At 54.5% G+C, this 14,480-nt stretch carries 14 protein-coding genes; 5 read left to right on the plus strand and 9 right to left on the minus strand.

The window, feature by feature from the left end; all coding sequences use genetic code 11:
* The 4 genes from ilvN (at position 1) to mdtD (ending at position 4,237) form a co-directional block, all read left to right on the plus strand.
* Positions 1–492: an acetolactate synthase small subunit gene (gene ilvN / locus LX59_RS13115; RefSeq protein WP_144572537.1), complete on the plus strand. Its 492-nt coding sequence runs from the start codon at positions 1–3 to the stop codon at positions 490–492.
* Between the two features lie 194 nt (positions 493–686).
* Positions 687–1,703, plus strand: coding sequence for a ketol-acid reductoisomerase (ilvC, locus tag LX59_RS13120; protein WP_144572539.1), 1,017 nt, complete (start codon positions 687–689; stop codon positions 1,701–1,703).
* Positions 1,704–1,847: 144 nt separating this feature from the next.
* The gene (gene pssA / locus LX59_RS13125) at positions 1,848–2,669 is read left to right on the plus strand and encodes a CDP-diacylglycerol--serine O-phosphatidyltransferase (protein WP_144572541.1); all 822 of its coding nucleotides are present in this window, start codon (positions 1,848–1,850) and stop codon (positions 2,667–2,669) included.
* A gap of 146 nt (positions 2,670–2,815) precedes the next feature.
* Entirely contained in the window at positions 2,816–4,237 is a 1,422-nt protein-coding gene (mdtD, locus tag LX59_RS13130; protein WP_144572543.1) for a multidrug transporter subunit MdtD, read from the plus strand.
* Here the strand turns inward: mdtD and ssuB are convergent.
* From ssuB to trpB, 8 genes are all read right to left on the minus strand, one after another.
* Positions 4,234–5,040: an aliphatic sulfonates ABC transporter ATP-binding protein gene (gene ssuB, locus LX59_RS13135; protein WP_144572545.1), complete on the minus strand. Its 807-nt coding sequence runs from the start codon at positions 5,038–5,040 to the stop codon at positions 4,234–4,236. The genes mdtD and ssuB overlap by 4 nt on opposite strands.
* Positions 5,037–5,837 (minus strand): aliphatic sulfonate ABC transporter permease SsuC, encoded by an 801-nt coding sequence (gene ssuC / locus LX59_RS13140; RefSeq protein ID WP_144572547.1) that lies wholly within the window; start codon positions 5,835–5,837, stop codon positions 5,037–5,039. The genes ssuB and ssuC overlap by 4 nt, the downstream gene beginning before the upstream one ends.
* Positions 5,838–5,849: 12 nt before the next feature.
* Complete coding sequence (gene ssuD / locus LX59_RS13145) at positions 5,850–6,995, minus strand: FMNH2-dependent alkanesulfonate monooxygenase (RefSeq protein ID WP_144572549.1); 1,146 nt, start codon at positions 6,993–6,995, stop codon at positions 5,850–5,852.
* A gap of 33 nt (positions 6,996–7,028) precedes the next feature.
* Positions 7,029–7,979: a sulfonate ABC transporter substrate-binding protein gene (locus LX59_RS13150; RefSeq protein WP_144572551.1), complete on the minus strand. Its 951-nt coding sequence runs from the start codon at positions 7,977–7,979 to the stop codon at positions 7,029–7,031.
* A 129-nt stretch (positions 7,980–8,108) separates the two neighbouring features.
* A complete protein-coding gene (locus LX59_RS13155; protein ID WP_144572553.1) occupies positions 8,109–8,747 on the minus strand; it encodes a peroxiredoxin in 639 nt (212 codons plus the stop codon).
* Positions 8,748–8,900: 153 nt separating this feature from the next.
* A complete protein-coding gene (locus tag LX59_RS13160) occupies positions 8,901–10,520 on the minus strand; it encodes a methyl-accepting chemotaxis protein (protein ID WP_144572555.1) in 1,620 nt (539 codons plus the stop codon).
* A 97-nt stretch (positions 10,521–10,617) separates the two neighbouring features.
* A complete protein-coding gene (trpA, locus tag LX59_RS13165) occupies positions 10,618–11,424 on the minus strand; it encodes a tryptophan synthase subunit alpha (protein WP_144572557.1) in 807 nt (268 codons plus the stop codon).
* On the minus strand, positions 11,421–12,632 hold the full coding sequence (gene trpB, locus LX59_RS13170; protein ID WP_144572559.1) for a tryptophan synthase subunit beta: 1,212 nt from the start codon (positions 12,630–12,632) through the stop codon (positions 11,421–11,423). Before trpB ends, trpA begins: the two co-directional genes overlap by 4 nt.
* A 102-nt stretch (positions 12,633–12,734) precedes the next feature.
* Between trpB and LX59_RS13175 the strand changes: the two genes are divergently transcribed.
* Entirely contained in the window at positions 12,735–13,628 is an 894-nt protein-coding gene (locus LX59_RS13175; protein ID WP_144572561.1) for a LysR family transcriptional regulator, read from the plus strand.
* A 25-nt stretch (positions 13,629–13,653) separates the two neighbouring features.
* On the opposite strand, the gene xopAW is transcribed toward LX59_RS13175, so the two are convergent.
* Complete coding sequence (xopAW, locus tag LX59_RS13180; RefSeq protein WP_144572563.1) at positions 13,654–14,433, minus strand: XopAW family type III secretion system calcium-binding effector; 780 nt, start codon at positions 14,431–14,433, stop codon at positions 13,654–13,656.
* Between the last annotated feature and the right edge of the window lie 47 nt (positions 14,434–14,480).

The following is a 14,480-nucleotide window of genomic DNA, read 5'->3' on the forward strand; positions in this document are numbered from 1 at the left end:
ATGAGACACATCATTTCTTTGCTGCTGGAAAACGAACCCGGAGCCCTGTCCCGTGTCGTGGGCCTGTTCTCCCAGCGTAACTACAACATCGAAAGTCTGACCGTCGCCCCGACCGAAGATCCGACCTTATCGCGTCTGACCCTTACCACCGTCGGGCAAGATGAGATGATCGAGCAGATCACCAAAAACCTGAACAAACTGGTGGAAGTGGTTAAGCTGGTGGATCTGTCGGAAAGTTCGCACATTGAACGCGAAATTCTGCTGATCAAGGTAAAAGCCACCGGCGCGCAGCGGGCTGAGATCAAACGCACCACAGACATCTTCCGCGGCCAAATCGTGGATGTAACCAGCAATGTGTATGTGATCCAGCTCGTAGGTACCGCCGATAAGCTGGACAGCTTTATTCAAGCTATAGGCCCTACCTCAGTATTAGAGGTGGTGCGCAGCGGTATTACCGGCATTTCGCGCGGCGATAAAGTGCTCAGTATTTAACCCTCTAAGCAGCTTAAACGGCTCCCCTCTTGTGGGGGCCGGTCAAGCATCGCTAGACTGAGCAACTTTCTGGCCTCTTTAGCCAACTGCTTTATGCACAGCAGAACCCACCGACACAGCCTGCCGCGCACTTAGTCTTAAGCGGGTGAACGCCCGATGCGGTCCACTGGGTCAGACACCACAAAGGTAGATTCATGAAAGTTTATTACGACAAAGACTGTGACCTTTCCATCATCCAAGGTAAGAAGGTTGCCATCATTGGTTACGGTTCCCAAGGTCATGCCCACGCCTGCAACCTGAAAGATTCCGGTGTTGATGTTACCGTGGGTCTGCGTGCAGGCTCTGCTTCCGTTGCTAAGGCTGAAGCTCATGGTCTGACTGTCAAAAGCGTCAAAGACGCTGTGGCTGCTGCCGATTTAGTTATGGTGCTGACTCCCGACGAATTCCAAGGCCGTCTGTACAAAGAAGAGTTAGAACCCAACCTGAAAAACGGTGCTACTCTGGCCTTCGCTCACGGCTTTGCCATCCACTACAACCAAGTCGTGCCTCGTGCTGACTTAGATGTCATCATGATTGCGCCTAAAGCTCCGGGCCACACGGTGCGCTCTGAGTTCGTCAAAGGCGGCGGTATTCCCGATCTGGTAGCCATCTATCAAGACGCTTCTGGCAATGCCAAAAACGTCGCGCTGTCCTACGCCTGTGGCGTGGGCGGTGGCCGTACCGGCATCATCGAAACCACCTTCAAAGACGAAACTGAAACTGACCTGTTCGGCGAACAAGCCGTTCTGTGCGGCGGTTGCGTTGAGCTGGTGAAAGCCGGTTTCGAAACCCTGGTTGAAGCCGGTTATGCGCCTGAAATGGCCTACTTCGAGTGCCTGCATGAGCTGAAACTGATCGTCGACCTGATGTACGAAGGCGGCATTGCCAACATGAACTACTCCATCTCCAACAACGCGGAGTATGGCGAGTACGTGACTGGCCCTGAAGTCATCAACGCTGAATCCCGTCAAGCCATGCGCAACGCTCTGAAGCGCATCCAAGACGGCGAATACGCCAAGATGTTCATCACCGAAGGCGCGTCTAACTACGCTTCCATGACCGCTTACCGCCGTAACAACGCGGCTCACCCCATCGAGCAAGTGGGTGAGCGTCTGCGCGCCATGATGCCTTGGATTGCTTCCAACAAAATCGTGGACAAGAGCAAAAACTGATTGCCTTAGGCATCAGCAGCTAGTCTGGAAGACGCGGCTCAGGCCGCGTTTTTCGTTTATACAACGACATGCCGCAACACAGAGCCCCCACCTGTCCGTTAATATGGGCAAAATCTTTTCCTTTTCAGCATCAAGGTACTGAGCATGAGCACGCTTCCGGAAGACCCGAACAAGCCGGTCGGAGTCGACAATCTGTTGCCCATTGATGAGCATGTCGAGGAATCCCATGACTCTGAAGGGCGGAAAGTGCGTCATCGGGGCATCTATTTACTACCCAATTTATTCACCACTGCCAATCTATTCGCCGGTTTTTACTGCATTATCAGCGCTATTAACGGCAACTTTATCGCGGCCTCCACCATCGTGTTTGTGGCCATGATTTTGGATAGCCTAGATGGCCGCGTTGCTCGTTTGACCAACACCCAAAGTGCCTTTGGTGCGGAATACGATTCGCTGTCTGACATGGTGGCCTTTGGACTCGCGCCCGCCATTTTGGCTTATCAATGGGGCTTATCACTGCTGGATAAAACCGGACTGACCATCGCCTTTATCTACGCCGCCTGCGCTGCCTTACGTTTGGCACGCTTTAATACTCAGATCGGCAAGGTGGATAAGCGCTGGTTTGTGGGCTTAGCCAGTCCAGCCGCCGCCGGTGTGGTAGCTGCTTCTGTATGGGTGATGGAGGATTTTGGTATTCGAGGTAATACCTTGCCTGTGTTTTCCATCATCTTATTTGCCTTATTGGTCGCCGCTGTTGGTTTACTGATGGTCAGTAACATCCGCTATTACAGTTTTAAAGATTTGGACTTAAAAGGACGCGTTCCCTTTGTCACCCTACTGATCGTGGTGTTGATTATCTCCATATTGTTCATCGATACCCCCCGTGTTCTGTTGCTGGCCCTGCTGATTTACACCGCTTCTGGCCCCGTTTATCTGCTGCTGCGCCGCCGCCAACGCGAGCTCTAACCGCGTATTCGAGGTTTTAGGTTCAGTGCTCCCACTGAGCTTAGGCTGAGGAACACTGTACCTATGGGTACTGGACGCTGCCCACGCTTTCAGTACCCTATATTGGCTTAGCCTCCCGCACCTTTTTCTCCGCCCCAGGAACCCTCATGCAACGGCCCGTTGTTCTGGACCCTCGTACTGCTCGTATTTTGCCGTGGTTAGTGGCCATCGCATTTTTTATGCAAACCCTAGATGGCACCATCCTTAATACTGCATTGCCTAGCATGGCCCGCGATCTGGCTGAAGATCCCTTGCGCATGCAGGCCGTGGTTATTTCTTACCTACTAACGGTGGCCTTACTAATTCCCGCCTCGGGTTGGCTGGCTGATCGTTACGGCACGCGGCGGATTTTCTTTGGGGCCATTTTGCTGTTCACCCTAGGGTCTTTGCTGTGCTCCATATCCACCAGTCTGAACCAACTGGTTATTTCACGAGTGGTGCAAGGCATGGGTGGGGCTTTGATGTTACCCGTCGGGCGGCTGGCTGTGTTACGGGCTTATCCGCGCCATGAGTTCGTCAACAAAATGACCCTAATGACCTTGCCGGGATTGATTGGGCCTTTGCTTGGGCCTCTCATGGGTGGGTGGTTGGTGGAATATGCCTCGTGGCACTGGATTTTTTTAATCAACTTGCCGGTGGGCATCTTGGGCTGCGTTGCCGCGCTACACTTTATGCCGGTAATTAAAGGCCCACGTCAGGCTTTTGATACACTGGGCTTTATTCTGTTTGGCGCAGCGATGGTATTGATTACCTTTGCTTTAGAAGGCTTAGGTGATCTGAACATGCCCCATGCGCGGGTGATGCTGCTGTTATTCGCGGGCCTAGCCTGTTTGGCTGCCTACTGGTTACGCGCAGGACACATCGAACAGCCTCTATTCAGTCCTAGTCTGTTTCATATGCGCAGTTTTGCGGTAGGTATTTTGGGCAACCTATTTGCACGCCTTGGCAGCGGTGCTTTACCTTTTTTAGTGCCTTTACTGCTTCAGGTGGCCTTGGGCTATTCACCGGCTCAGGCGGGTTTAGCGATGGTGCCCTTAGCCATTGGCGCTATGATCATCAAACCTTTGGCTAAACCCTTGATTGACCGCTTTGGTTACCGCTGGACGCTCACGGGCAATACCCTGTTGTTGGGAGGATTGTTAGCTAGTTTGTCCTTGATTGATAACCACACGTCTACCCTGCAACTGGCTATCCATCTGTTTTTGATCGGTACAGTCAACTCCCTGCAATTCACCGCCATGAATACCGTGACCCTGATCGGTCTACCGGACGACCAAGCCAGCAGCGGCAACAGCCTGCTATCGGTAGTAGTGCAATTGTCCATGAGCCTTGGGGTAGCCAGCGCCGCCGCTTTGCTCAGCGGCTTCATGTTGCCTGATGCTGATCAAGAAGCCATTTTGCGTGCCTTCCACCTAACCTTTCTCTGCGTGGGCAGCTTGGCGGTATTGGCTACGGCGCTGTTTCTACAGTTGGATAACACCGATACCGCAGGCACAGCGCCCCACGAGGACAAACTCGCCGAAGATTAGGTTGCTGTGCGCCGTTCACGAACCGGAGCCAAAACTTCTTCCCACTTTGGCTCCGGTGCGGGCTCAGGCTGCAAGCCCAGCACCCGATCCAAGACCTTAGCCTCCAAAGCCGCCAACTGAGCCGATCCTCGATGCCGAGGGCGAGGTAAGTCCACGGCCAAATCCAAGCCCACTTGGCCATCCTCAATCAGAATCACCCGATCCGCCACCGCCACTGCTTCGCTGACGTCATGGGTCACTAACAACACGGTAAAGCCGTGCTTCTGCCACAGGTTTTCAATCAGTTGCTGCATTTCGATGCGGGTGAGGGCATCCAAGGCACCGAGGGGTTCATCCAGCAGCAACAAACGCGGCTCATGGATTAGCGCCCGCGCTAAAGCTACGCGCTGCTTTTGACCGCCGGACAGCGCCGCTGGCCACTCCTGTGCCCGATCCGCTAAACCCACCGCGGCTAAGGCTTCTTGGGCTTTGGGTTTCCAGTTACCGGTTAAACCCAGTCCTACGTTGTCAATGACCCGCTTCCACGGCAGCAGGCGCGCATCTTGGAACATCAGCCGCGTGTCTTCGCGCACGCTATCCAGCGGCACCATACCGGCCAATAGCTGGCCTTGGCTGGCTTGATCCAGACCGGCCAGCAAGCGCAGCAGAGTACTTTTGCCGCAGCCACTGCGCCCGACCACGGCCACAAACTGACCGGTAGGAATCTGGAGTTGAATGTCCTTCAGCACTTGCCGCGAACCAAAGGCTTTGTACAGGCCCTCAATGGCCAGCGGAATCCCCTGTTTCAGACTGTGTAAACTCATGCTGAAGCTCCTTTTGCTTGATAAGCCGGATGCCAGCGCAACCACAGGCGCTCCAGTGAACGGGCGGCCACATCCGCCAGCTTGCCTAATACGGCGTAGAGCAAAATGGCCAACACCACGACATCAGTTTGCAGGAATTCACGCGCATTCATGGCCAGATAGCCGATGCCAGAACTGGCGGAAATGGTTTCTGCCACAATCAGGGTCAGCCACATAAAGCCCAAGGCAAAGCGCACGCCGACCAAAATGGAAGGCAGCGCACCGGGCAAAATCACCTGCCAGAACAGCGAGAATCCGGACAGGCCATAGCTGCGCGCCATTTCCACCAAGCCCGCGTCAATGTTGCGGATGCCGTGGTAGGTGTTGAGGTAAATGGGGAACAGGGTGCCCAAGGCGACCAAGAAAATCTTCGCCGCTTCATCAATGCCAAACCAGAGGATAACCAGCGGAATCAGCGCCAAATGGGGCACGTTACGCACCATCTGCACCGAACTATCCAACAGACGTTCGCCCCACTTGGACAGGCCGGTGATAAAGCCCAGCAGCAGCCCTAGACCACCACCGATAGCAAAACCAATCCCGGCCCGCCAACCACTGATGGCCAGGTGTTGCCAAATATCACCGCTGGAGAGCAAATCCCAACCCGCACTCAACACCGCACTCGGCGCCGGTAAAATACGGGTAGACAACCAACCCGCACTGACCGAAAGCTGCCAAATCAGCAACAGAGTGACGGGCAAGGCCCAAGGCGCCAGCCGCTGAACCAGCGGAGCCTTGGCCGATGCAGAAGAGGCCATGAGTGAATCTCCTTAGCTAGCTACCGCTTTGGGCAAAATATCGTTGGCCACAATTTCACCAAAGGGACTGATGTAACTGCGGGGTTCTTGTTCCAATTGGGGGGTGATCTGCAAATGCGGGAACAGCAATTCCGCCACCCGATAGGCTTCTTCTAAATGGGGATAACCGGACAGCACAAAGGTATCCACCCCTAAATCCGCATATTCCTTGAGACGGGCAGCCACGGTAGCGCCATCGCCAACCAAGGCCGTTCCGGCCCCACCACGCACCAAGCCGACACCCGCCCAGAGGTTGGGCGCAATTTCCAGTTGATCGCGGCGACCTTGATGCAAGGAAGCCATGCGCTGCTGACCCACCGAGTCAAAACGCGACAGCGAAGCCTGCGCCTTGGCAATGGTTTCATCATCCAGATGACTGATTAAGCGATCCGCTGCTTCCCATGCCTCTTGGGTGGTTTCACGCACAATTACATGCACCCGCACCCCAAAACGCACTGTACGTCCGTGTTTCGCGGCTTTGGCTTTCACATCGGCGATTTTTTCGGCGACCTCGTCCAATGGCTCGCCCCAACTGATGTACAGATCGACCTGCTCTGCGGCCAGCTCGTGGGCCACCTCGGAGGAGCCACCGAAGTACAGCGGTGGATGCGGCTTTTGTACCGGCGGAAACAGCACCTTCGCGCCCTTCACCTGATGGTGTTTGCCATCAAAATCTACCGTCTCACCAGCCAGAACACCCTTCCAAATTTTGGTGAACTCGGTAGCGGCTTCGTAGCGCTCAGCGTGGGACAGGTGCTGCCCATCACCGGCTAATTCTTCAGGATCACCGCCGGTCACAAGGTTAAACAGCACTCGACCACCGGACAGGCGATCCAGAGTCGCCGCTTGGCGCGCGGCAAAGGTGGGTGACATCACACCGGGGCGCAGAGCAATCAGAAACTTCAGGCGCTCCGTCACCGGAATCAGCGACGCGCCCACAATCCATGAGTCTTCACAGGAGCGCCCGGTAGGGATTAATACCCCACCAAAGCCCAGACGCTCGGCGGCTTGTGCTACCTGTTGCAGGTAGCTGTGATCCACAGTACGCGCGCCCTGGGCAGTACCCAGATAGTGGCCGTCACCGTGGGTAGGCAAAAACCAAAAAATATTCAGACTCATGGAGTGGTCTCCTTTGGAGATAAAAACAAGGGATTACTTGGCCGTCGGTGTCCAGATCACGTCCTGAATGCTCAGGCGTTTGGGGATCAGCTTCAGATCAGAGAAGGTGTCGGCGATTTTTTGCTGGGCGCTGACTACCGCAGGGGTCAAGAATTGCGCGCCGTAGCCTTGGCGTTTTACTGCCAGTTCGGTGATGTCTTTCGGTAGGCCCAATAGCGGAGCCACTTGCTCGGTAACGGCCTCGGGATTCTTCACTGAGTCCTCGCCCACGCCGCGCACTTCTTCGATCAGGGTTTTGATCACCTCAGGATTCTTGTGCGCATAGGCACGAGTGGCCAGATAGAACTGATGGTTATCCACCAACTTTTGCCCATCGCGCAGTACACGGGCTTTGAGTTGTTTTTCCGCCGCTGCAAAGAAGGGGTCCCAAATCACCCAAGCATCTACGTTGCCACTTTCAAAGGCCGCACGACCGTCCGCAGGCGGCAGGTACACGGGTTGAATGTCGCTGTACTTCAGGCCCGCATCTTCCAGAGCGCGTACCAAGAGGTAATGCACGTTGGAGCCTTTATTCAGGGCGACCTTTTTACCCTTGAGTTCGGCGACGGATTTCAGCGCTGAATCCTTGGGCACCAAAATGGCTTCACTGGTGGGCGCAGGCGGCTCATAGGCCACATAAACCAGATCGGCTCCGGCAGCTTGGGCAAATACGGGTGGAGTTTCCCCGGTCACGCCAAAGTCCACCGAACCAACGTTCAAGCCTTCCAGCAATTGCGGGCCACCGGGGAATTCCGTCCACTGCACGGTGACGCCTTGGGCGGCCAGACGTTTCTCTAGGGTACCTTTGGCTTTGAGCAGCACCAGGGTGCCGTATTTTTGATAACCGATGCGCAGACTTTCAGCCTGAGCATGGCTGAGTACGCCAAGGCTTAAACCCAGCGCCATAAGGGCAGCCACACCGCGACGCAAAACGAGGGAACGCATGGACACTATCCTTTCCTAAAACCTAGGGAGAACAGCCTGCGGACTCGTTAGCGAGGACGTAAGGCGCGGTTAATTCAGTGCAAAACGGAAATAGGCGCTGGCCAATAGGTTGCCCAGTAGCCTTGGCGATTAACGATTGGGCTGTGGCGTGAGGCGCAGATAGGGCTTCACCGCCCGATAGCCTTTGGGGAAACGCTGTTTGATCTCGTCCTCATCCTTGAGCGAGGGCACGATCACCACTTCTTCGCCATCTTTCCAGTTCGCCGGCGTGGCGACTTTGTGGTGGTCGGTGAGTTGCAGGGAGTCGATCACCCGCAGAATCTCGTGGAAGTTGCGGCCGGTGCTGGCGGGATAGGTGATGATCAAACGAACCTTTTTGTTCGGGTCGATGATGAACAAGGAACGGACGGTCAAAGTATCGCTGGCATTGGGGTGAATCAGATCGTACAGATCGGACACCTTACGGTCGGCATCAGCCAGAATTGGGAAGTTAACTTGAGTGTCTTGGGTTTCGTTGATGTCGTTAATCCAGCGCAAATGCGACTCCACCGGATCGACCGACAGAGCAATGGGCTTGACCTTACGCTGAGCAAACTCATCCTTCAGCTTGGCGGTAAAACCTAGCTCGGTGGTGCACACGGGCGTGAAGTCCGCAGGATGGGAGAACAAAATACCCCAGCTATCGCCCAGCCATTCGTGGAAACGAATACGGCCTGTGCTGGAGTCCTGTTCAAAATCGGGGGCGATGTCACCGAGGCGAAGGCTCATATCTGTCTCCTGAAAGCTAGTATGGAATAGCTCCATAATGCTTAGGATTAGACAGAATTAAAAAGAATAAATAATAATTTATTTATTCTTTTTAATTCTACTAACCCGTCAGACCCAAAACGGGCTAGCACTGAACAAAATCTGAGGTGACGGCTACAGCGAGAAGCGCTGAGTTAGGCGGGAAAGATCCTTACCTAAGTTCTGTAACCTCTGAGTCGAACCGGCAATACCCTTGATAGCCTCGTTGTTATGGGCCACAAACTGCACTACCCGTTCCAAATTAATGGCTACCTCATCACTCGCCGCACGCTGCTCCCTAAGTGCTAAAGCAATAGAAGCCGTAGCGCTGAGCGTTTGTGCCATCGACTGATTGATGGTACTAATACTTTGGCCCGCCTCCTCGACTAACTGTAGGCCGTGGGTAATGTGTTCGCGCCCGCCTGACATACTCTCCTTTGCCTTGCTGGTGCCGCTTTGGATGGCGCTTACTAAAGCCACAATTTCCGTAGTGGACTGCGCAGTACGGGCCGCCAAGCTGCGCACCTCATCAGCAACCACTGCAAAGCCTCGCCCCTGCTCTCCCGCGCGCGCCGCCTCAATGGCCGCATTAAGCGCCAGTAGATTAGTCTGTTCGGCAATACCACGGATCACATTGACAATCGAATTAATGTTGCTGGACTGCTCAGCCAATTGTTCAATGTCAGCGGCACTTTCGCTCACAATTTCTGCAATCTTAGTGATTTCAGCTACCGCTTCCTGCATCACCTGTGCCCCCAAGCGGCTAGAAGCTTCGGCTTGATGTGCCGTCTGCTCAGCATGTTGGGCGTTATCGGCAATGTGCCCAATGCTGACACTCAACTCCTCTACAGCCGCAGCCATACTATTAGCGGTATTCGATTGCTGCGCGCAGCCTTCTAATATGCGCCCTGTTGAGTTCGAAAGCTCCGAGGCGGCTGTTTCAATCTGTGTGCTACCGCGCCCAATCTCGCCAATCATGTCGTGTAAGCTTCGGCGCATGCTGTCTACCGATTGCAGCACCCCAGTGTGCGACTTAGTATCTGGACTAGGCGATAGATTACCCTGCGCAATTAGCCGCGCTAATTGGTTTAAAACTGCCGGTTCTGTACCTAGTTGTTGATACAGTTGGCGAATGATGATCCAAGCTGTGCCACAGCCCACAACCAAGGCTAAAAGCTGTAGGCCTACCCCTAAAACTTGATTCCTTTCGTAGACCGCAACCCCTTCCGCGTATTGATGGGCTGACTCTTTAATCTGTACTTCAATCAACTCTGAAAAGCGCGCCGACAAAGGATCAATCAGTGCGTACAGCTCCTGAAGTACAAAGCTATTTAGTGCGGCGCTGTCCTGCCGTTTAAAAATCCCGGCCAAGCGCTGTAAAGGCTCCCGCGCTTTATCCATTAACGGCTGAATATGCTGGATGATCTGCCGCTCTTCAGCAATGAGGTAGGTTTTAAGATAAGCCTGCCACAGCTCGTTGATGCGTGCTTCAGCCTTGACTAACTCCTGTAAGCCTTCAGCGTAGCTAAAGTTGCCATTGCGAACCTTGTGGCTGGCATCCACGATATTGACCGCATACAGGTCAACAATAATTTTTAGATCGCGCAGTGGAACCACACGATCTAGGTAAACAGTATTTAGCGAATTCAGTAGGGTTTTAAGGCCATAAAGACCTGTACCCCCGATTAATATTGAGCTGGTGAGTAATATTGAAACCAAAAAAACCAGACGCGCCCGAACACTCAGATTGGACATGGAAATTTTGAGCCTTTTTAGTATTGTTAATACTTGCCAGCATAATGAAATCAATACTGGGCAGACAACGGCCTACCCAGTGAGAAAATGCTTATTTTCAGCGGGCGTTATGCACCCCTTCGGCCAACTGGCGACAGAGGCTCAATACATCCTCAACCGCCTGCGCAGGAGTGTTAGCTTTGGCAATCCGATCTACCAAGGCCGAACCCACCACCACACCCTCAGCCCGTTGCGCGACACTGGCCGCATGCTCCGGAGTACGAATACCGAAACCAATGCACAGAGGAAGCTCGGTATGGCGGCGCAGACGGGCCACCGCTTGGTCTAAATGATCCAAAGTCGCTGCCTGTGCTCCGGTTACGCCAGTCACGGAAACGTAGTACACAAAGCCTGAGCTGCCTTCCAATACTTTAGGTAGACGATGGTCGTCGGTGGTGGGTGTGGTCAGGCGGATAAAGTCCAAGCCACCCGCCTGAGCCGGCTCGCACAGTTCGTCATTGTGCTCGGGGGGCAAGTCCACCACGATCAGGCCATCCACCCCGGCCTCTTTGGCATCAGCCACAAAGCGCGCCACGCCATAGTGATAAATGGGGTTGTAGTAGCCCATCAAAACCAGTGGCGTTTGGCTGTTTTCCTTACGGAACTCGCGCACCATACTCAGGGTTTTCAGCATGTTTTGCCCCTGCTCCAGCGCCCGAATATTGGCCAACTGAATGGCGGGGCCATCGGCCATGGGATCGGTAAAGGGCATACCCAACTCGATCACATCCGCACCGGCTTCCGGCAAACCTTTGAGGATCGCAAGAGCGTGTGGGTAATCCGGGTCACCCGCAGTGACAAAGGTGACTAAAGCGGCGCGGTTTTGTTGTTTCAGCTCGGCAAAACGCTGTTGCAGGCGGCTCATGCGTGCTTCTCCAATTGATCCTGCATATGGTGCATCACGGTCTGCATGTCCTTATCACCACGACCGGACAGATTCACCACCATCAGGTGGTCTTTGGGCAGTTTAGGCGCTTGTTTAAACACCTCGGCCAGAGCGTGGGAGGACTCCAGCGCGGGAATAATGCCTTCCAAACGGCAGCAGGTATGGAAGGCATCCAAAGCCTCTTGGTCGGTGATGGAGGTGTATTGCACCCGGCCAATATCGTGCAGCCACGCATGTTCTGGGCCGATGCCGGGATAATCCAGCCCCGCCGAAATCGAGTGCGCGTCAATGATCTGGCCATCATCATCTTGCAGCAAGAAGGTACGGTTGCCGTGCAGAACCCCCGGTAAACCGCCGTTTAAGCTGGCCGCGTGCTTGCCGGTTTCAATCCCGTACCCCGCTGCCTCAACCCCAATGATCTTGACCGAAGGCTCATCCAAGAAGGGATGGAACAGACCCATCGCGTTGGAGCCGCCGCCAATGCAGGCCACTAAGGAATCGGGCAGACGGCCTTCTTTTTCCTGCAATTGCTCGCGGGTTTCCTTGCCAATCACCGCTTGGAAATCGCGCACCATCGCTGGATAAGGATGCGGGCCAGCTACCGTACCGATCAGGTAGAAGGTGGTGTCTACGTTGGTCACCCAGTCGCGCAGGGCTTCGTTCATGGCATCTTTCAGGGTGCCGGTGCCGGCGGTTACTGGAATCACGGTCGCGCCCAGTAGCTTCATGCGGAAGACGTTGGCTTGCTGGCGGTCGATGTCAGTGGTGCCCATGTAGATCACGCAATCCAACCCGAAACGCGCCGCTACAGTCGCGGTGGCTACGCCGTGCATGCCCGCGCCGGTCTCGGCGATGATGCGTTTTTTGCCCATGCGCCGCGCCAACAGAATCTGGCCGATGCAGTTGTTGATCTTGTGCGCGCCGGTGTGGTTCAGCTCTTCGCGCTTGAGGTAAATCTTGGCCCCGCCGCAATGCTCGGTCAGACGCTCGGCAAAATACAGCGGGCTGGGACGGCCCACGTAGTCACGCTGAAAGTAAGCCAACTCCTGCAAAAAGGCTGGATCGCCCTTGGCTTTTTCGTATTCAGCGGCCAAATCGTTAATCAGCGGCATCAGGATTTCGGCGACAAACTGGCCACCAAAACGGCCAAACAGCCCCCGCGCATCCGGCCCGTTGCGATAGCTCATGACAAGGCTCCAAGGTATTCGAAAGGTCTCAGCATAACGGGCTTAAATTTCGGAAAAAAGCGATTAAGATGCCCAGTATCTATCAGAAAAACTCACGAGTGTATGAAAACCTCCTTGCCCTCCCTGAATGCGCTGTATGCCTTTAATACTGCGGCACACTACAGCAGCTTTACCCAAGCTGCTCAGGTGCTGCACGTCACTCAGGGCGCGGTGAATCGGCAAATACACTTGCTGGAGCAGCAATTGGGACTGGTGCTTTTTGTAAAGGAGGGGCGAGGGGTACGCCTGACCAACGCAGGCCAAAAACTCTACGAAACCACCTGTGAGGTATTTGAGCGTTTGCACCAAGGCTGCACCCAGCTCCAGCGGCACAAGGATAACCAACCTTTGGTATTGGGTTGCTCAGGGAGTTTGTTAGCTCGTTGGTTTATTCCCCGTTTAGATCAGCTCAATCAGGCTGTACCCGAAGTTCGGGTACAGCTCCACGCGGCTCAAGGGGATTTGGATCAGTTGGATGCCCTGCTGTGTTTTAGCGAACCACCCTGGCCCCAAGGGATACAGGTTATTGAGTTAGCTTCCGAGTGGATTGGGCCAGTGGTAAGCCCGCTGTATCCTGCCTATCCGCTGCTAGCCCAAGGCCGTCCTGATGATCTCAAGGATGAACCCTTGTTATATACCCAATCACGCCCCCAAGCTTGGCCCTATTGGGCTCAGGCCCAAGGATTGGTGCTCCAAAATCTGCACTGGGGGCAGGGCTTTGAGCATCTGTACTACCTGTTGGAAGCGGCGCTGGCTGGATTAGGGGTCGCCATTGCGCCCAAGCTGTTGGTCGAGAACGACTTAGCCTGTGGCCGTTTGAAAGCGCCTTGGGGTTTTATGGAAACCTCTGCTCGGCTTACCCTGTGGGTTTCTCACCCTCAATCCGATGCTCGTGTAACGAGCCTGCTGGATTGGCTATCTGCGCAACTGAGCTCCCATCCGAAAAGCCCAACCTAAGCCACTGGATTGGGCTTTCCTATCACTAAGCCGTCAAGCTCAGTTGAGAACCCAATTGACTGGTATAGCTATCCGTCGCATGAGCTTGATATTGCTTGATGAGATTACCCAAAAGTGCGCTGTAATCCTCTTCTTCCTCCTCAGTGGTGGATGAAGAAGAAAGTGCATCTAACAGGCTATCCAGCGTGGTATCTGTATCTGTGGAGTCATCACTGCTGGACTCCTCAGAGCTTGAAGATACTGAGGGCGGCGGGGGAGGCATGCCACCCGGTGGTGGCGGAGTCAAAACCGCGATCTCATCGGTACTCAGAGTGCCGTCCTCATCGGTATCCAGTTGGCTGAATAACTCGGCACTGTCGGCATCACTGGTTGACCCCAGCAGGCTAGTGAGCTCCTCCGCATCCACACTGCCATCACCGTCTGCATCCAGAGCCGACATTAAATCCTCTGGACTCATAGCCCCACCCGCTTGCCCTGAAGGCGGTGGCGGAGGAGGCGGTGCTAAAGCGGACAGCTCCTCAGAACTAAGACTCCCATCCTCATCGCTGTCTAATTGACTGAGTAGCTCGTCAACGTCAACGCTAAGGCTTGAATCTTGTTCCTGAGCCGCGGCCACTGCGGTGCTTAACTCGTCGCTATCAACACTGCCGTCGCTGTTAGTGTCTAGCTGGCTGAATAGCTCTTCTTGTAGTTTGGACGGAGCAGGAGGCGGCGGAGCCTGATTAGCGGTTTGGCTCGTCCGATTCAAAGCAGAGGAGTAGTAGCCCGAATAGTAGCTACTACTGACACCACTGATGGTAGACATGGATATCACTCCTTGTGCGGTAAACCGAAAATTTTCGGCCCAAGCAG

Source organism: Azomonas agilis, assembly GCF_007830255.1.
GTDB lineage: Bacteria > Pseudomonadota > Gammaproteobacteria > Pseudomonadales > Pseudomonadaceae > Azomonas > Azomonas agilis.